This is a genomic window from Kitasatospora sp. NPDC114501, from assembly GCF_055633695.1.
The window spans coordinates 48,297-66,444 of record NZ_JBVKDS010000026.1 but is presented as its reverse complement, the minus strand read 5'-3'; the positions used below and the strand labels follow the sequence as shown (position 1 = coordinate 66,444).

The window sequence follows — 18,148 nt, the reverse complement described above, 5'->3', positions numbered from 1 at the left end:
TCACGCATCCGGCAATAATTCTCCGTATCGGCGCCATGTCGCAAACGGTCACTTTGCCACATAAAGCCCCCACCCTCACTCACTCTCCGTGCCTGGTGATCACGATGTGGCATCCAAGACCTCTCACCTTTCAGCGGGGGCCATCTCACTCCCCACCGGACCGTCACCGATTGCTTGCATGATGAGGCGCTCGCGAACCACAGAGGAAGTGAAGGGGATGCACCATCACATTGCCCATCGAATAGGGCAAACGACCCGCAAGTCGGCAGCCGCGCTGGTCGCGGCGGCCACCGTCGGAATCGCAGCCATGGGGCCGATTCCTGCTCGCGCGAACACCGGAGGTCATTCCACGCTTTCCCCATCGGAAGCTCCTGAACACGTGGCTCTATTGAGGGCACGTCAGACGGGAAAGCCGGTCGAGATCACGGCCCGGCAGGACGAGACGACCGACCTCCTGGCGAACCCGGACGGCAGTTTCACCCAGCGCCGGCATGCGCGGCCGGTCCGCGCCAAGGTCGGCGGGCAGTGGAAGCCGGTCGATGCCACGCTGGAGCACCGTAATGACGGGACGATCGCCCCGAAGGCCTCCGTCTTCCCGATGACGTTCTCCGCCGGTGGCAACACCGCTCTGGCCACGATGCAGAAGGACGGCAAGTCCCTCGCCCTCACCTGGCCGGCGCCGTTGCCGCAGCCCGAGTTGAACGGCAGTACGGCGCTGTACCACGACGTGCTGCCCGGCGTGGATCTGAAGATCCTCGCCGAGAGCGACGGTTTCTCCCACCATTTGATCGTCAAGACCCGTCAGGCCGCCGCCGATCCGCGTCTGGCCCAGGTCACCTACGGACTCAGGACCGCGGGGATCACGCTCAGTTCCGGCAAGGACGGCAGGATCGCCGCGACCGACGGCACCGGCGGTACGGTCTTCACCGCGCAGGCCCCGCGGATGTGGGACTCCCACACCCCCGCCACTACCGCCCAGCAGCAGCCCACCGCCGCTCCCTCGCCGTTGGCCAAGAACGCACTGGCGGCAGCGCCGCGGTCCGCCGACGACACCCCGCCGACGACCCCGGTCGCTCCCGGTTCCACTCCGCACGCTCCGAAGGCGATGGCCGCCGAGATCGATTCGGACACGCTGCGGCTGACCCCGGACGTCGATCTGCTGCACGGAGCGGACACCGTCTTCCCGGTGGTCATCGATCCGACGTTCACCGACGGCTGGCGCAACCGCTGGGCGGTGGTGTACTCCGCCACTCCCAACGCCGGCTACCCGGACGGCAACGGCTGGAACTCGGACAACCCGCCGGACGAGCCGCGCGTCGGCTACAACGGCAGCGGCAACACCCGCTCCTACTTCGAGATGAACACCCGCGGCCTGGCCGGGGCCACGATCATGTCCGCGACGTTCCACGTGGAAGAGACCCATTCGTGGGGCTGTGACCCGGCCGTGGCGGGCAACACCGAGCTCTGGGCGACCGGCCCGATCAGCACCGCGACACCGACCTGGAACAACCAGGCCCCCTGGATCTGGCAACTCGACGCCAAGGCCTTCGCCCACGGCAACCCCACCTACTGCCCCGGCGTGCAGGGCGTGGACTTCAGCACGGAAAACCTGCGCGCCGTCGTCCAGGGCGCGGCCGACCGGGGCGACGACAGCGTCGCCCTCGGATTGCGCACTCCGGACAACTACCTCGGCAACAAGAACAGTTACAAGCGGTTCAAGAACAACCCGTGGCTCGAGGTCACCTACAACCGGCCCCCCGTCCTGCACGACTACGCGGCCTGGGAGGGCCAGTGGACACCGGGCAGCAGCAGCAACGTGAACGTGCCGTGCGTCAGCGACCCCGCGGCGTGGCCCACTGTCGGGCGCAATGACGTCGTCCTGACCGCGAGGATCTCCGACCCGGACACCGACGTCGCCCTGAGCGCCAAGTTCGAGGTCTGGGACCACGACACCGGGCAGTACGTCCAGGTCGATCGGGCCTCCGCTCCCAATGGAACGTGGGCCATCACGAGGCTCGGCTGGGCCAAGATGCGCGACGGCGGCCGCTACAAGTGGCACGTCCAGGCCGAGGACGGCATCGTCGGCTCGGGCTTCGGCCGTGAGTGCGGCTTCAACGTGGACGGGACTGCGCCGTCCAAGCCGACCGTCACCTCCGCGGACGGCCACAGCATCGACGTCGAGGATGTGCCCGCCCGTACCCCGCGCACGGTCAAGTTCGCCTCCAGCGACCAGTTCGGCCTGAAGGGCTTCTGCTACTCGCTCAACAAGCCGCTGCCCGTCGTCAACCAGGGCTGCGGCGGGACCTGGGTGGACGCCGGCCCGGACGGGACGGCCACCGTCACGTTCACCCCCACCCTGTGGCCGACCAACCGGCTCACTGTCCAGGCCATGGACAAGGCCGGCAACCTCTCCCCCTACGACGGCTCGGACGGCGGCCCCAACTCCAGCACCACACTGATCACCACCGCCCCAAGCAACTTCGTCCACGACGCCACCGACGCGGCCCTGGCCGGCGACCGGCCCGGCGATCTGACCGGTGACGGGCACGCCGACCTGGTGGCCGCCACCAGCACCGGCGAACTCGTCCTCTACCCCGGCCGCGGCGACGGCACCTTCGACCAGCCCCGGACCGTCGCCAACCCGGGCTGGTCCGGCGCCCAGGTCACCCACCGGGGCGACTTCGCCAGCCAGACCACAGGTCAGACCAAGGACGGCTACGAGGACTTCCTCGTCATGCAGGGCACCCGGCTCTACCTCTACCCCGGAAACGGCATGGGCGCCCCCGACGAGTCCAAGCGCAGAGAACTGCTCCACCCCAGCGGGGGCGACTGGTCCGGCACCAGCCAGATCGCCGCCGCCGGCAATCTCGACAACATCACCGGCAGCGACCTGCTCGCCAAGGCCGGCGACGCCCTCGTCCTCTACGGCGGCACCAAGGCTGGTCCCCTCACCACCGAGCCCGACACCAACAAGCTGAAGCCCGGCACCGTCGTGTCCCCCTCCGGGTGGGCCGACTACGACGTGCTCGCCCCCGGCGACGTCAACGGCGACGGCATTCCCGACCTGCTCGCCCGGCGCAACACCACCGACCCGAACGACGGCGAGTACGGGCGCGTGCGCCTCGTGCTCGGCGCCCGCAACGCCGACGGCCTCGGGTACCAGGCCGGCAGCCCGGCCACCGGCAGCGTCTACGCCACCGGCTTCGACCCCCAGCACCGGCCCCTGATCACGACCCCGGGCAACCTGCACGGCACCGTCGCCGACAGCGGCAAGGGCTACCGGCTGTTCACCCCCACCCCCGGCCAGAGCACCGGCGACATTCTCGCGACCACGCCGGCCGACCCCGCGGCCCCGGTGACGTACTACACCGCCGACGGGACTGCTCAGAGCACCACCTGCCCCGCCGGGTGCCTGCTGATGTACCCGGGCACGCCCACCGGGCTCGGCCAGCCGCGCCTGGCCGCCCAAGGCGGCCTGCTGCACGTGACCACCGCACTCGACAGCGGGCAGAGCCTGCGCAGCCCGGCCACGGCGATGACGCGCGCCGCCAACGGCACCCTCGTCGCGGTCAAGGTCAACGCCGACGGCAGCCTGTGGGGCACCAACCAGACCAGCACCGCGGGCGGTTTCCGCAGCTGGTACCAGCTCAGCGGCTCCGGCGTCCACACCGGTGACCCGGCACCGATCCTGGAGCCGGCGACGAACGCCGTGCACGTGTTCGCCCGGACCCGTGCCGGCCAGATCGTCGACTACGCCCAGACCGGGGCCACCTCGTCCTTCAGCCCCGCGGTGACGGTCGGAAGCTCCGCGCCGGTCTTCGCCCAGGACCCCGCCGTCAACCTCGCCGCCAACGGCAGCATGATCGTCACCGCCGTCGACACGGCGGGCGACCTGTGGGCCGCCAACCAGACCGCCCTCGGAGGCCCGTTCGGCCCCTGGTACAAGGTCAGTGCCAGCGGCGGCCTCACCGGCCGTGCCGCGACCGTGCTGTCCCCCGCAGGCGGTGGCACGCTCAACCTGTTCGCCCGCACGACGAACGGACACATCGGCTATTTCGGCCAGAACAGCCCCACCTCGGGTATCGGCACCGGTGCGTATCTCGGCACCACCTCACCCGACTTCGCCGGGGACCCCAGCGTCACCACGGCCTCCAACGGCACCATGGTCGTGGCCGCCATCGACGTCAACGGCGACGTCTGGGCCATCGACCAGGCCGCTCCCGGGACGCCGTTCCGCGAGTGGTACAAGGTCAGCGTCAGCGGCGGCATGGGCGGCGCCACCAGCATCGTCCTGTCTCCCGGAGCCGGCGGCACCGTCAACATCATCGCCCGCACGAGCAACGGACACATCGCCCTGTTCGGCCAGGGCAACCCGACCACCGGATTCAGCACCGGCGCCTACCTCGGCAACCAGAGCATGACCTTCGCCGGAGACCCCCGCGTCACACTCCTCGACAACGGAGCCATGATCGTCATGACCACCGACGTCGCAGGAACCACCTGGGCGATCGACCAGGCCGCACCGGGAGAGTCCTTCCGCTCCTGGTACCAGGTCTGACCCCCACCAGGAGGAAATGAGCCCGGTTGGCCTGGCACCAAACGCCAGGCCAACCGGCCCGCTCGGGATACCTGCTCAGCCACGCAGTTGCCGGGCCCTCTGTCCAGCGCCGCCGAAGACCGGATCGGCGGACCGGCAGTAACTGGTCGCATCCCGGGCGGGGGCGGGCGGGGGTGTCAGGCCGGGTGGACGAGGCGGGCCTCGAAGGCGAAGACCACGGCCTGGATGCGGTCGCGGAGTCCGAGCTTCTGCAGGATCCGGCCCAGGTGGGATTTGACGGTGGCCTCCGCGAGGTGGAGGGCGGCCGCGATCTCGGTGTTGGACAGGCCGCGGCCGACCTGGACGAGGACCTCGCGCTCGCGGGGGGTGAGCCGTCGTAGGAGCTCGTCGCGGGCCGTGTCGCGGGCGGTGTCGCGGCTGCCGGGGAGGTGGGGGCGGAAGTTCTCCAGGAGGAGGCGGGTGATCCGCGGGGAGACCACCGCGTCGCCGGCGGCCACGCTGCGGATCGCGGTGAGCAGTTCCTCGGGCCTGGTGTTCTTCAGCAGGAAGCCGGAGGCTCCGGCGTCGAGTCCGGCGAAGGCGTACTCGTCGAGGTCGAAGGTGGTGAGGATCAGGACCCTGCTCTGCGGGGAGACCCGGACCACCCGTCGGGTCGCCTCGATCCCGTCGGTCCCGGGCATCCGGACGTCCATGAGGACGACGTCGGGCCGCAGTTCCCGGGCGAGGCGGACGACCTCGGCGCCGTCCGCGGCCTCGCCGACCGGGGCCATGTCGGGCTGGGCCTCCAGGACCGTGGCGAAGGCCATCCGGAGCAGCGCCTCGTCGTCGGCGATCAGGATGCGGATCGTCATGCGGGCGCCTCCGTGCCCGTGCCGAGGTCGAGGCGGGTCCGGACGCCCCAGCCGCCGTCCGGGAGCGGTCCGGCCCGCAACGTCCCCCCGTAGGCGGCCGCGCGCTCGCGCATGCCGGGGATGCCGTGGCCGGGCGGAGTGGAGCCGGAGGGAGTGGTGGAGCCGGGGGCCGGCGGGCACGGGCCGCTGTCGGTGACGTCCACGGTGACGTCCCGTGCCGAGCACCGCACCCGGACGTTCGCACGGGTGCCGGGGGGTGTGTGCTTGAGGGCGTTGGTCAAGGCTTCCTGTACCAGGCGGTAGACGGTCAGTTGGGCGGTGGCGGGGACGTGGGTGTGGCCGCCGTGGACCTCCAGGCGGGTCGGCAGCCCGGCGGCGCACATCTGGTCGGCGAGGGCCCGCAGTTGGGCGATGCCGGGCAGCGGGTGGCGCTCCGCGTCCGGTTCGCCGTCCGGTTCGTCGGTGCGCAGCAGGCCCAGGGAGCGCCGCATGTCGGTCAGGGCCTGCCGGCCGGTCTCGGAGATCTGGAGCATCGCGGCGGTCGCCTTCTCGGGCGACCGGTGCTGCGCGTAGACGGCGGCGTCGGTGAGCGCGACCATGACGGACAGGTTGTGGGTGACGATGTCGTGCATCTCGCGGGTGATGCGGGCCCTCTCCTCGGCGACGGCCAGCCGCGCCTGCTGTTCCTGCTGCTGCTCCAGGCGGGCGGCCCGTTCCTCCACGGCCGCAAGGTAGGCGCGGGTGGTCCGCACGTTCACGCCGAGGACGGCGGCGGCGACCGCCATCGCGGTCGCCGCGACGAAGGGGGTCAGGAACGCGCCGTCCGCCGTCCAGCGCAGGCAGGCCAGCAGGACCCCCGCCTCCACGACGGCACCGGCGACGAGGGTGGCGCGCCGCCCCGCGTTCGCGGCCACCGTGTAGAGCGCCACCAACAGGGCGATGGCCGCCGGCAGTTGGACGTCCATCAGCCACTCGACGAAGGCCGCGGCCGCAACGGTGCCGAACACGGTGAGCGGCGCCCGCCGCCGCCACACCAGGGGCAGCGCGAGCGCGGCCGTGAGGGCGACGGCCACCGGCAGGTCCTGCGGCCCGCGCATGGTCGTGATGTTGAGGAGGAGCAGCGCCGGCAGCAGCGAGTCCCACACGGTGGGCGGCAGCCGGGAGCCCCAGCGCCGGGCGGCGCTCAGCGGTCGCGCCGCTCGCACCGGACGGGCACCGCCGGTGCCCGCTGCCGCCTCGGTCATCGCACGTCCCTGTCGATTCGGCGTTTCCGGCGGCCCGGTCGGGGCCGCCACCGCGTCCCGCGGCCCTGCCACCGTAGGGCCGCGCGGAGGCGGAGCGCATGAGTCCACCGTCGGAGGGCGACGGGCCGGGGTACGACCGCAGGAGGAGTCCCACCACCTCCCGTGGTCGCAGAAGGGCCGCTGATCAGGCGTGTTCGGCTGCGACTCCAGGCGCAGAGGAGTGCTGCCCGGATGCGGCCGTGGTCGGTGGGGGGCGTGCCGCCGGTTCCGGCTCCGGTCGCACGCGGCGGCGACCCGGGACCGATGTGGCGGCGCGCACCCCGCGCCGACGATGACCGGGTGACCGACATCATCACGGGACCGCAGCTGTCCCCCCTGGAAATCCTCGCCCTCCTGGGCGCCCTCGCCCTGGTCGTGGCGCGCTGGCTTCCGCCCGCCGGCCGCCCGCCCGTCACGGTCGTGGCGGGAGCGGTCTTCGCGCTGTCCGCGATCGTGCTGGGCGTCTCGGGGCTCCGCTGGCAGCTGCTGCCGGTACTGGCGGGCGGCGCCCTGGCGCTGCCGTTCGCCGTCTCCCCGCTGCTGCGCCGACGCAGCGGCCGACCGGCCAGGCGGGCCCGCTGGTGGGTGGCCTTGCCGGGTTCGCTGGTGTGCGCCGCCCTGACCGCCATGGGCCCGGCGGCCGCCTGGGCCTTCCCCGTCCCCGTCCTCCCCGAGCCGACCGGCCGATTCGCGGTCGGTACCCGGGTGGTGCAGTGGAGCGACCCGGACCGCCCCGAGACCGCCACACCCGAACCCGGGGACCGGCGCACGGTCGTGGTCCAGCTCTGGTACCCCGCGCGGCAGAGCCCCGCGGGCGCGGGGCGGGCCCGGTACCTCGGCCGTACGGAGCAGGAGGCACGGACCGTCGCCGGCGCCCTGGCCCGCTATTCCGGCCTCCCCGGATTCCTGGTCGACGGGGTCCCGCGCGCCCACGGCCACGCGGTGGTCGACGCCCCGGTGGCCGGCGACGGCGGACGGTTCCCGGTCGTGCTGTTCTCCCCCGGGCTGGGGGGCGTGCGCGCCCAGAACACCGCCTGGGCGGAGGAGCTGGCCAGTCACGGCTACGTGGTCGCCGCGCTCGACCACCCGTACGACTCCGCCGCCGTCGTCCTCGCCGACGGCCGGACGATCGGCACCGTCCTCGCCTCCACCGGCGACGACGCCGAGGACGACAGGCGGGCCGCCGAGACGACCGGGATCCGGGCCGCGGACCTCGGCTTCGTCCTCACCCAGCTGGGCCGGCTGGACCGGGGTGAGATCGACGGCCCGCTGACCGGGCGGCTGGACACCGGCCGGGCCGCGGCGACCGGCCACTCCCTGGGAGGCGCCGCCGCCCTGCAGGCGGCCCGCCAGGACCGCCGGTTCGCCGCCGTCATCGATCTGGACGGCTACCCCCGCGACCCCGAGCCGCTCCCCTTCCACCAGCCGGCGCTGGCGCTCACCCAGGCCGTCGGCCCGACGACCGACCCCCGGTACATCCCGCGCCTCACCGAGGTCCTCGGGCGCGGCACCGCGACGAGCTACCGGCTCACCGTCCCCGGTGCCGCCCACCTCACCTTCACGGACGCCCCGCTGTACCTGCCGCCGGTGCCCTCGCTGGTCGGCTCCCTGGGCCGCACCCGGGGTCCGCGCGTCGTCGCCGCGACCACGCTCGCCTTCCTGGACGCCACCCTGCGGCAGGAACCCGGCGACCTGGCCGGCACGCTGTCGGCCTACGGCGACCTCACCGTCCACCGCCCGGGCACCGGCGGCTGAGCGCCCGAACGGCGACGGCTGAACGTCCGAACCGTGACAGCTGGGCGCCCGAGCCCCGACAGCCGACCGCCCGGGCACCAGCCACCGACCGACCGGGCGTCGACGGCCGACGCCCGGTCAGGGGCGTCGGCTCACGCCTTCCCCAGCGGGACGCGTACGGAGTCCCACGCCATCCCCGCGACGGTCCGCAGCGTCGCGACCGTCGCTCCGTCCCGGGCCCGGTGCGACATGCCCTGGACGATCACCCCGAGGAACTCGGCGAGCGCGCGGGCGTCGGTGCCGCCCGGCAGGACGCCCGCGTCGACGTCGGCCCCGATCCGGGCCTCCAGCCGGTCGATGTTGGCGTTGCGCAGCTCGCGGAGGCGGTCGGCGACCTCCTGGCCGGCCTCGGAGACCCGGGTGGCGGAGCTGATGATCAGACAGCCGCCGGGGCAGTCGGTGTGGGCGTAGGCCTCGGCCGCCTCGTACAGCAGGCGGCGGATCAGGGCGGCGGCGTGCCGCTCCTCGTCGAAGACGCGCTGCATGAAGCCGCCCCAGCCGTTGTTGTAGTGCTCGACGACGGCGAGGAACAGGCCCTCCTTGCTGCCGAACGCGGCGTAGAGGCTCGGGGCGCCGATCCCCATCTCCCGGGTGAGCGTGGCCACCGACGTGCCGTCGTAGCCGTGCCGCCAGAAGACGAACATCGCCTTCTCCAGGATGTCCTCGAGGTCGAACTTGCGGCCCTGGCCGCGTACACCTGCCATCGATGCTCCCATGTCGTCGGTGGCGCGCCCGGTCGGAGGTGTGCGCGCCGAAGGACGGCTTCACACCAGTGAAACACGCTATTCATGTAGCGGGCACTACATGAATGTTAGTATCGCCGAGCCGGTGACAGGAACCGTCACACCACAAGATGTGACGTTCCGTCAGATCCCCGAGGCGGCGCGGCGACCAGCCCGGCCGTCGGCCGCGACACACCGACTCCCCACACCGAGGACCGCACATGCATGCCACCGCCCCGTACACCGAAGGCCTGACCCTCCGACGCTCCACCGCCCCGACCTGGACGGTGGAGGCGGTCAAACAGGTCCGGTACCACGTCGTCGAGGCCCCGAACCTGTTCGAGCCCGCCGGCACCCTGCTGCTCTCCGGCTGCGCCGACGCCCCGTTACGGCCCGGCGACCGCCGGCTCGTGGTGATCGACTCCACCGTCCAGGAACTCCACGGCGAACGGATCGCCCGCTACTTCCACCACCACGGCATCGCCGCCACCCTGCTGCCCGTCCGCGCGGACGAGAGCGTCAAACGGTGGGACTCGGTGAGCGACGTGGTCGACGCCATGAACGACTTCGGCATCGACCGCAGGCGCGAACCGGTGATCGCGATCGGCGGCGGCGTCCTGCTCGACGTCGTCGGACTCGCCGCCAGCCTCTACCGGCGCGGCACCCCCTACGTCCGGATACCCACCACGCTGGTCGGCCTGGTCGACGCCGGGGTCGGCGTCAAGACCGGCGTCAACCACGGGCAGGGCAAGAACCGGCTCGGCACCTACGCGCCCCCGGTGGCGACCTTCGTGGACCGCTCCTTCCTGAGCACCCTCGACGCACGGCACCTCTCCAACGGGCTGGCCGAGATCCTCAAGATGGCGCTGATCAAGTCGGCCGAACTCTTCGACCTCCTCGAGGACTTCGGGCCTCAGCTGATCGAGGACCGCTTCCAGGGCAGCACCCCCGCCCTGGAGACCGCCGCCCGCCAGGTGGTCTCCGAGGCGATCCACCTGATGCTGGAGGAGCTCCAGCCCAACCTGTGGGAGCAGACCCTCGAACGGTGCGTCGACTACGGGCACACCTTCAGCCCCACCATCGAGATGGAGGCGCTCCCGGAGCTGCTGCACGGTGAGGCGGTCGCCGTCGACATGGCGCTCACCACCGTGATGGGACGGATGCGCGGCGACGTCACCAAGCACCAGGCCGAGCGCGTCCTGGCCCTGATGGGCCGACTGCGCCTGCCGCTGTGGACCGACGTCCTGGCCCGCCCCGGAATCCTGGACGGCGCACTCGCCGACACCGTGCGCCACCGCGACGGACAGCAGCGGCTGCCGCTGCCGGTCGGCATCGGACACCACCGCTTCGTCAACGACGTCACCCCCGAGGAACTGGGCATCGCCCTCAAGGAACTCGACGCCGCCCAGCGCAACGGGGCGGCACTGCGGTCGGCCGCCGGGCTCGTCGGGGCCGGTGAGGCCGCGTGAAGTGGGACAACCTCTACATCGAGGGCTTCGGCTCCTACCTGCCCGAGGAGCGCGAGTCGGCCGCCGAGATGGTGGCGGCCGGACGGTACGACGAGATCGAGCACCAGAAGACCGGGCAGGTGTCGGTCGTCGTGGCGCGCCCCGAACGCGGCGAGAGCGCCCCCGAGATGGCGGTGACCGCCGGACGCGCCGCACTCGCCGACGCCGGCGCCGACCCCGCCGACATCGACCTCCTGGTCCACGCGGTGGTGCTGCACAACGGGCTGGAGGCCTGGAACTGCGGCGCCTACCTCCAGGGCGAACTCGGCATCGAGGACTGCCTGCCGATCGAGATACGCACCGCCTGCGCGGGCGCCGTCGTCGGGATGGAACTCGTCGGCCGCTGGTGCGCGGGCTCCGGCAAGGGCATGGTCACCGCCTCCGACGCCTGGCAGCTGCCGCTCTTCGACCGCTGGTCCTCCGACAGCGGGGTGGTCTACGGCGACGGCGCGGGCGCCCTGGTCCTCGGCCACGACGGCGGCCCCTTCCGGGTCCTGTCCACCTCCGTGGTGAGCGACCCGTCGCTGGAACGGATGCACCGGGGCGACGACCCGATGACGATGCCCCAGTACGGCTCCGGCACCCCCCTCGACCTGCCCCAGCGGGTCTCCGTGTTCGTCGGGGACCGCGGCACCGAGGAGTTCTGGACCAGGAACGCCGCCGCGCTGTCGCGCTGCGCCGAGACCGCGCTCGCCGACGCCGGCGTGAGCCACTCCGACATCGCCCGCTGGCTGGTGCCGAACTTCGGCCGGGTCCTGCTGCGCAAGCAGTGCTTCGTACCGCTGAAGATCGACGCCGACCAGACGCTCGCCGAACGCGGCTGGGAGATCGGGCACACCGGCGCCGCCGACCCGGTCATCGGCCTCGACCTGCTGCGCCGCTCCGGCACCCTCACCCCGGGCGACCTGGTGCTGCTCACCGGCATAGGCGTCGGGTTCACCTGGGGCTGCGCCGTCGTGGAGTACACCGGCGCCACCGCCCGCACCACCGAGAAGAACGAGACGACGGGAGCTGTCCGTTGACCGACACCATCAGGACCGAAACCGCCGCACCCGCTCCCGCGGCGAACGCCAACGCCAACGCCGCGGTGCTCTGGATGCTGCTCGCCGTCTTCGGCGTCGGCACCGTCGAGTACCTCGTGGCCGGCGTGCTGCCGGACATCGCGAGCGACGTCAAGGTGTCCGACGCCACCGCCGGCCTCCTGGTGACCGTCTACGCGGTCACCGTGATGATCGGCGGGCCGCTGCTCACCATCGTCACCACCCGGGTGCCGCGCACCCCGCTGATCATCGGCTCCATGGCGGTCTTCGTCATCGGCACGCTCGGCACCGCGCTGGCGGACAACTTCGCCCTCCTGGTCGTCTTCCGGATCGTCACCGCGCTGCCGCACGCCACCTTCTTCGCCCTCTGCCTGGTCCTGGCCACCTCGCTGGTGCCGCCGGAGTTCCAGGGCCGGGTCATCGCCCGGGTCTCGCTCGGCCTGAACCTCGCCACCGTGCTCGGCGTGCCGCTCGGCACCCTGATCGGCGGCCAGTTCGGCTGGCGGACCTCCTTCGTGGTGGTCGCGGTGTTCCAGACCCTGGCGACCGTGGGTCTCGTGGCCGTCACCCGGCGCGCCCCCGCCCGCCCGTCCGGGTCGATCTCCGCCGAACTCACCGTCTTCACCCGCCCCGCGGTGTGGGCCGCCCTCTCCCTGACGGCGCTCGGCCAGGCCGCCCTGTTCGTCGTCTTCACCTACATCGCGCCCTTCCTGCGCGACTACACCGGCTTCTCGGCCGGCCACGTCACCGTGCTGCTGTTCGTCTTCGGCGTCGGCTCGGTGGCCGGCAACCAGCTCGGCGGGCACTTCGCCGACCGCTCCATCGACCGCACCCTGCTCGTCGCGCTCGGCGCGCTCGCCGTCTCGCTCGGCCTGCTCGCGCTCTTCGGTTCGAGCACCTGGTTCACCGCACCCTGGCTGTTCGTCCTCGGCGCCGCGGGCTTCTCGATCATCCCCCCGCTGGCCTCCAAGCTGATCACCGCCGCGAGCGGGGCCCCCAACCTGGCGGCCACCGTCAACATCGCGGGCTTCCAGCTCGCCAACGCCGCCGGCGCCTGGATCGGCTCCCTCACCCTCTCCCTCGGCGGATCGCTGGTCTCGCTGCCGACGGTCGGCGCCGCGCTCGCCCTGGCCGCCGTCCTCGCCCTGGTCGTGGGCACCCGCCGCACCCCGGCGGCCGGAGAGGGGCGATGATGCGGGCCGCGGTCATCGACAAACCGCACACCACGAGCCTGGTGGAGACCGCCCGCCCGGACGCCGGGCCGGGTGAGGTCCTGGTCAGGATCGCCTACGTCGGCCTCTGCGGCAGCGATCTGGAGATCCTCCACGGCACCTCCGCGTACCTCGTCGACGGGCGGGCCGCCTTCCCGCACCGCTTCGGCCACGAGTGGGTCGGCACCGTCGAGGAGTCCGGCACCGGTGTCACCGGACTGCGCCGGGGCGAGGTGGTCACCGGCTCCACCATGATCCCCTGCCAGGCCTGCCGCTCCTGCGCCTCCGGCCACCGCAACCTCTGCACCGAGCTGCGCGAGGTCGGCCTGTACGGCTGGACCGGCGCCGCCGCCGAGTACCTGGTGATGCCCCGCCACGCCCTGGTCCCGTTCGGCCCGGGCACGGAGCGCCCGCGTCCGGAGCACGTCCTGGTCGAGCCCCTGGTCACCGTCCTGGAGGCGGTCGACGCGGCCGACCCCCGGCCCGGCGACCGGATCCTGGTCGTCGGCGCGGGAACCATGGGCAGCCTCGCCGCCGCCGTCCTCGCCCGCTACCCGGTCACCGTCGACATCGCCGAACCCGGCACCGTCGGCCACCTCCCGCCCGGCAGCTACCGCGACCGGTTCACCCGCACCGGCGAGGCCCCCACCGGCTACGACATCGTCGTGGAGTGCTCCGGCGCCCCCGGCACCCTCAACGCCGCACTGGACCGGCTGCGCCCCGGCGGCCTGTGCCTCCTGGTCGGCGTCCCCGCGCAGACCGAGACCGTCGAGCCCGGCCGGATCGCGCTCGAGGGCATCCGCATCGCCGGAGTCCGGCACGGCGTCGACCACTACGCCCGCGCCGTCGCGCTCGTCGACGAACTCGGCGCGGGCCTGGTCGACCGGGTGGTGCCGCTCGACGAGGTCGCCCACGCCTTCGAGGTGCTCCAACTCGGCCGCACCCGGCCCAAGGTGGTGCTGGGCGTTGGCTGATCTCCACACCGTCCTGATCACCGGCGCCAGCAGCGGCATCGGCCGGGCCGCCGCCCGGGCGCTGGCCCGCCCCGGCCACCGGCTGCTGCTCGGCTACGCCACCGGCGAGGACCGGATCCACCGGCTCGCCGGGGAACTGCGGCACGCCACCGGCGTCGAGTGCGTGCCGGTCCGGGCCGACCTGGGCGATCCGCGGGCCGCCGTCGACAGCTGCCTGGCCGCCGTCGAGCGGGCCGGGCGCATCGACTGCCTGGTCAACAACGCCGGCGTCAACGACCGCAGCGCCGCCGACGCCCTGGACCTGAAGCGGGCCGACGAGGTGTTCGCGGTCAACACCCTCGCCCCGATGGCCCTCGCCTCCGCGGTGGGCCACCGCATGATCCGCGACGGCGTCCGCGGCAGCATCGTCAACGTCACCTCCGTCCACGAGACCGTGCCCATCACCGGCGGCGCGCTCTACTGCGCCAGCAAGGCCGCCCTCGGCATGGTCACCAAGGTGCTCGCCCTGGAGTTCGGCCGGTACGGCATCAGGGTCAACTCCGTCGCCCCCGGTGAGACCGCCACCGCCATGAACGGCGTCCACGACGAGGACGCCTACCGGGAGATCCGCCGTCCCGACATCCCGCTGGGCCGCCCGGCCGGGGCCGAGGAGATCGCCTCGCTGATCGCCTTCCTGGCCGGACCGGACTCCGGCTACCTCACCGGCACCTCGGTCCTCGCCGACGGCGGACTCGCCCTGACCGCGGCGGAGGCCAACGCGCGCCACGCCTTCACCACCGTTCCTCCGAGGGAGAACCCACCCGCATGAAAGCCGTCACCTTCCACCGCACCGGCGACCCGGAGGTCCTGACCCTCGACGAGGTGCCCGAACTGCCCGTCGGGCCGCAGGACATCCGCGTCGTCGTCACCGCGGCCGCCGTCAACCCGGTCGACCTCAAGACCCGGTCCGGCTTCCTCACCATGAACCTGGCCTACCCGGCCGTCCCCGGCTGGGACGTCTCCGGCGTCGTCGCCGAGACCGGCGGCGAGGTCACCCGGTTCACCGTCGGCGAGCAGGTCGTCGGGATGGTCGCCCAGCCGGCCCACCGCTACGGCACCTACGCCGAACAGGTCGTCGCCGACGCCCGCCTGTTCGCCCCCGCCCCCGCCGGACTGCCGCTGGAGGAGGCCGCCGCGCTGCCGCTCGCCGGACTCACCGCCGTCCAGACCCTGGCCAAGCTCACGCTGCCGCCCGGCGCACCGGTGCTCGTCACCGGCGCCGCCGGCGCGGTCGGCCGGATCGCCGTCCAACTGCTGCTCGCCGACGGGCACCCGGTCGACGCCCTGGCCCGCGCCGGCGACGCCGAAGCGCTGCGGGCCCTCGGGGTCGGCACCGTCCACACCCGGCCGCAGGACCTTCCGGCCGCCACCCACACGGCCGTCGTCGACACCGCGGGCGTGGCCGCCGCGATCCGCGCGGTCGCCGACGGCGGCCAGTTCGTCGCCATCGACGACAACGACCAGCCGGCGCCCGAACGCGGCATCACCCCTCGCAAGAGCTACGTCGACGAGAACGGCGACCAGCTCCGCACCCTGAGCGAGCTGGTCACCGCCGGGCGCCTCACCGTGCCGACCGGGCGCCGCTACCCGCTCGCCGACGCCGCCCGCGCCCACCAGGAGTTCGGCGCGGGCGGCCTGCGGGGAAAGGTCCTGCTCCTGCCGTGACCCACCCGCACCCGCACCCCGCACCGGCCCCGCTCCACGGAGGAACCCCCGCATGACCACGACCCCGGACCCGATCCCGGACACCCGCCCGCCGGCCCACCGGATCACGGTGGCGGTGCCCGACGTCGCGCAGGCCACGGCCTTCCTCGCGGACCTGACCGGGCCCTCCACCGCGAACCGGCACGGCGGGGCCGGCACCGTGTCGTTCTCCGCCGGCGTCGAGGTGCGGTTCGTCCCCACCGCGCCGCTCGGCGCCCCCGAGGCGCCGCCCCGCCTGGTCGACATCGGCACCAACCACCTCTGCCTGCGGGTCGGCGACATCGAGGCCGCCGCCACCCACCTGGAGAAGGTCCCCGGCGTCGACCTCCTCGGCGACATCGTCACCATCCCCGAGGGCCCGATCCGCGGGAACCGCTGGATCTACTTCCGCTCCCCGTGGGGCACCCTCTTCGAACTCCAGCAGTGGCCCGACGTCCCCGGCTACGCCGACACGACCGCCGAACGGCTCCACCACGGCCAGCGGCCGGCCGACGACGCCGCCCTGCCCACCCTGCTCGGCCTGGACCACACCGGGTACAGCGTCCGGAGCCTCGACGCCGCCGTCGACCACCTGGTCGCCCACCACCGGGCACGGGTCGTCCTGCGCACCGAGATCGCCGCCGAACGGGCCTTCATGCGGCGCCAGTTCGACCTCGACGTCGAGGGCACCTCGGCGATGGCCATGCTCGTCGTCGACGACGCCGTCAACCTCGAACTCTTCGAACACGGGATCCCCGGCCAGCGGCCGCCACGCCCCCTCGACCGGCTCGGCGGCAACCTGCTCGAACTCCGGGCCGGGCCGAGCCCGGCGTCCACGGTCCACCACGCCCCCTTCGGCCTCACCCTCCCCGGGCCGGTGACCAGGTGAAATTCGGCATCAACCTGCCCAACTTCGGCCACCAGATGACCCCCGAGGGCATGCTCACCTGGACCCGCGAGGCCGAACGCCTGGGCTTCGACACCGTCCTGGTCTCCGACCACCTCGCCCTCACCGACGACGCCCACCGGCGCTCACCCGCGCCGTTCTACGAGAGCCTGGCCACCCTGTCCTGGCTCGCCGGGCAGACCGAGACCGTCCGGCTCGGCGCGGGCGTCCTCATCGCCTCGCACCGCCACCCGGTCGCGCTCGCCCGGGCCACCGCCACCATCGACCGGCTCAGCGGCGGCCGCCTCGTCGTCGGCTTCGGCGTCGGCTGGGCCCCGCGCGCCTTCAACGTCCTCGGCGTGGACTTCCACCGGCGCGGCGCCCTCACCGACGAGGTCCTGGACGTCCTGGTCGACGCCTGGACCTCCGACGTCATCACCCACCGCGGCCACCGGGTGCACACCGCGCCCCGGCCCGCGCAGGACCCGCACCCCCCGCTGTGGATCGGCGGCAACGGACCGCGGGCCCTGGAACGCGTCAACCGGATCGGCACCGCCTGGCACCCGCTCCACCCCAGCCGCCAGCTGTGCGCCCAGGCCGCCAAGGCCCTCGCGGAGGGCAAGCAGTTCGCGCCGAGGATCTTCTTCCTCCCCACCACCGCGCCCGTCGACCCGGACTCCCGGCCCCTCGGCTACGGCACACCCGACCAGATCCGGGCCGACGTCGCCCTGCTGCGCGACAGCGGCGCCGACCACGTGATCCTCGACACCGACCCCGGCGACCAGCGGCTGCGCCGGGGCTGGGAGCAGGACCTCGACCTGATCCGGCTCGCCGCGGACGTCCTGGAGATCGGAACATGACCGCCCCCCTCGCCGTGACGGCCCGCGCCCTGCTCTTCGACATGGACGGCACCCTGGTCGACTCCGCCGCCTCCATCGACCGCCTCTGGCGGGAGTTCGCCGCCCGCCACCGGCTCGACCCCGCCACCGTGCTCGCCGCGCTGCCCGGCCGCACCGCGCAGGACATCGTCGCCGGCTGCCTCCCCGCGGCCGGCGGCGACGCCGTCGCCGCCGAGGTCGCCTGGATCCGGGACCGCGAGGAGGCCGCCACCGACCCCGTCGACGAGATCCCGGGCGCCCGCCGACTGCTCGCCTCGCTGCCCGCCCACACCTGGGCCGTCGTCACCTCGGCCTCCCGCACCATGACCGAACGCCGCCTCACCGCCGCCGGACTCCCGCTGCCGGACGTCGCCGTCTGCGCCGGCGACGTCCGGGCCGGCAAGCCCGACCCGGAGGGCTTCCGCACCGCCGCCCGCCTGCTCGGCGTGGACATCGCCGACTGCCTCCTGTTCGAGGACTCCGCCCCCGGCCTGCTCGCCGCCCGCCGCTCCGGCGGCACCGCCGTCGCCGTCGCCGCCCCGGCCGCCGAGGCGGCCACGTACCGGGTCGACGACCTGACCGCCGTCACCGCGCGGCTCCGGGACGGCCGGATCCGGGTGGAGATCCGGCCCTCCCGGGCGCACGCCGTGGCCGCCGAGGGGATCCGGCGGTGACCCCTCTCAGCCCTCTCAGCCCTCCGAGTCCTCCGAGTCCTCCGGCT

14 protein-coding genes are annotated in these 18,148 nt (G+C 73.3%); 11 read left to right on the top strand and 3 right to left on the bottom strand.

The features are described from left to right. The first annotated feature begins 388 nt into the window (after positions 1-388). Positions 389-4,558 (top strand): hypothetical protein, encoded by a 4,170-nt coding sequence (locus ACZ7RU_RS35180; protein WP_470345071.1) that lies wholly within the window; start codon positions 389-391, stop codon positions 4,556-4,558. Between the two features lie 176 nt (positions 4,559-4,734). Here ACZ7RU_RS35180 and ACZ7RU_RS35175 read toward each other — a convergent pair whose 3' ends face one another. Then, positions 4,735-5,409, bottom strand: a complete 675-nt coding sequence (locus ACZ7RU_RS35175) for a response regulator (RefSeq protein ID WP_470345070.1) — start codon at positions 5,407-5,409, stop codon at positions 4,735-4,737. Next, positions 5,406-6,653, bottom strand: coding sequence for a sensor histidine kinase (locus ACZ7RU_RS35170; RefSeq protein WP_470345069.1), 1,248 nt, complete (start codon positions 6,651-6,653; stop codon positions 5,406-5,408). The genes ACZ7RU_RS35175 and ACZ7RU_RS35170 overlap by 4 nt, the downstream gene beginning before the upstream one ends. A gap of 303 nt (positions 6,654-6,956) precedes the next feature. On the opposite strand from ACZ7RU_RS35170, the gene ACZ7RU_RS35165 reads away from it, so the two are divergent. After that, positions 6,957-8,447 carry an alpha/beta hydrolase family protein gene (locus ACZ7RU_RS35165; protein WP_470345068.1) on the top strand — a complete coding sequence of 497 codons (1,491 nt, stop codon included), beginning with the start codon at positions 6,957-6,959 and terminating at the stop codon, positions 8,445-8,447. A gap of 131 nt (positions 8,448-8,578) precedes the next feature. Here ACZ7RU_RS35165 and ACZ7RU_RS35160 read toward each other — a convergent pair whose 3' ends face one another. Next, positions 8,579-9,190, bottom strand: coding sequence for a TetR/AcrR family transcriptional regulator (locus ACZ7RU_RS35160; protein WP_470345067.1), 612 nt, complete (start codon positions 9,188-9,190; stop codon positions 8,579-8,581). A gap of 239 nt (positions 9,191-9,429) precedes the next feature. Between ACZ7RU_RS35160 and ACZ7RU_RS35155 the strand changes: the two genes are divergently transcribed. From ACZ7RU_RS35155 to ACZ7RU_RS35115, 9 genes are read left to right on the top strand one after another with little or no spacing between them, the layout of a single operon-like run. Continuing rightward, positions 9,430-10,677 (top strand): sedoheptulose 7-phosphate cyclase, encoded by a 1,248-nt coding sequence (locus tag ACZ7RU_RS35155; RefSeq protein ID WP_470345066.1) that lies wholly within the window; start codon positions 9,430-9,432, stop codon positions 10,675-10,677. Further along, the gene (locus tag ACZ7RU_RS35150) at positions 10,674-11,738 is read left to right on the top strand and encodes a 3-oxoacyl-ACP synthase III family protein (RefSeq protein WP_470345065.1); all 1,065 of its coding nucleotides are present in this window, start codon (positions 10,674-10,676) and stop codon (positions 11,736-11,738) included. The genes ACZ7RU_RS35155 and ACZ7RU_RS35150 overlap by 4 nt, the downstream gene beginning before the upstream one ends. Then, the gene (locus ACZ7RU_RS35145) at positions 11,735-12,949 is read left to right on the top strand and encodes an MFS transporter (protein WP_470345064.1); all 1,215 of its coding nucleotides are present in this window, start codon (positions 11,735-11,737) and stop codon (positions 12,947-12,949) included. Before ACZ7RU_RS35150 ends, ACZ7RU_RS35145 begins: the two co-directional genes overlap by 4 nt. After that, complete coding sequence (locus ACZ7RU_RS35140) at positions 12,946-13,941, top strand: zinc-dependent alcohol dehydrogenase (RefSeq protein WP_470345063.1); 996 nt, start codon at positions 12,946-12,948, stop codon at positions 13,939-13,941. The genes ACZ7RU_RS35145 and ACZ7RU_RS35140 overlap by 4 nt, the downstream gene beginning before the upstream one ends. Continuing rightward, positions 13,934-14,749 carry an SDR family oxidoreductase gene (locus tag ACZ7RU_RS35135; RefSeq protein ID WP_470345062.1) on the top strand — a complete coding sequence of 272 codons (816 nt, stop codon included), beginning with the start codon at positions 13,934-13,936 and terminating at the stop codon, positions 14,747-14,749. The genes ACZ7RU_RS35140 and ACZ7RU_RS35135 overlap by 8 nt, the downstream gene beginning before the upstream one ends. Continuing rightward, entirely contained in the window at positions 14,746-15,645 is a 900-nt protein-coding gene (locus ACZ7RU_RS35130) for an NADP-dependent oxidoreductase (RefSeq protein WP_470345061.1), read from the top strand. The genes ACZ7RU_RS35135 and ACZ7RU_RS35130 overlap by 4 nt, the downstream gene beginning before the upstream one ends. A 52-nt stretch (positions 15,646-15,697) precedes the next feature. Further along, positions 15,698-16,552 (top strand): VOC family protein, encoded by an 855-nt coding sequence (locus ACZ7RU_RS35125; protein ID WP_470345060.1) that lies wholly within the window; start codon positions 15,698-15,700, stop codon positions 16,550-16,552. Next, complete coding sequence (locus ACZ7RU_RS35120) at positions 16,549-17,409, top strand: TIGR03619 family F420-dependent LLM class oxidoreductase (RefSeq protein ID WP_470345059.1); 861 nt, start codon at positions 16,549-16,551, stop codon at positions 17,407-17,409. Before ACZ7RU_RS35125 ends, ACZ7RU_RS35120 begins: the two co-directional genes overlap by 4 nt. Beyond that, entirely contained in the window at positions 17,406-18,101 is a 696-nt protein-coding gene (locus ACZ7RU_RS35115) for an HAD-IA family hydrolase (RefSeq protein WP_470345058.1), read from the top strand. The genes ACZ7RU_RS35120 and ACZ7RU_RS35115 overlap by 4 nt, the downstream gene beginning before the upstream one ends. The last annotated feature ends 47 nt before the right edge of the window (positions 18,102-18,148 follow it).

Excerpts from the sequence above, each read along its gene's own strand:
- ACZ7RU_RS35175 (WP_470345070.1), bottom strand. The coding sequence starts at position 5,409 with ATGACGATCCGCATCCTGATCGCCGACGACGAGGCGCTGCTCCGGATG.
- ACZ7RU_RS35170 (WP_470345069.1), bottom strand. The coding sequence starts at position 6,653 with ATGACCGAGGCGGCAGCGGGCACCGGCGGTGCCCGTCCGGTGCGAGCG.
- ACZ7RU_RS35165 (WP_470345068.1), top strand. The coding sequence starts at position 6,957 with ATGTGGCGGCGCGCACCCCGCGCCGACGATGACCGGGTGACCGACATC.
- ACZ7RU_RS35160 (WP_470345067.1), bottom strand. The coding sequence starts at position 9,190 with ATGGCAGGTGTACGCGGCCAGGGCCGCAAGTTCGACCTCGAGGACATC.
- ACZ7RU_RS35155 (WP_470345066.1), top strand. The coding sequence starts at position 9,430 with ATGCATGCCACCGCCCCGTACACCGAAGGCCTGACCCTCCGACGCTCC.
- ACZ7RU_RS35140 (WP_470345063.1), top strand. The coding sequence starts at position 12,946 with ATGATGCGGGCCGCGGTCATCGACAAACCGCACACCACGAGCCTGGTG.
- ACZ7RU_RS35130 (WP_470345061.1), top strand. The coding sequence starts at position 14,746 with ATGAAAGCCGTCACCTTCCACCGCACCGGCGACCCGGAGGTCCTGACC.
- ACZ7RU_RS35125 (WP_470345060.1), top strand. The coding sequence starts at position 15,698 with ATGACCACGACCCCGGACCCGATCCCGGACACCCGCCCGCCGGCCCAC.
- ACZ7RU_RS35115 (WP_470345058.1), top strand. The coding sequence starts at position 17,406 with ATGACCGCCCCCCTCGCCGTGACGGCCCGCGCCCTGCTCTTCGACATG.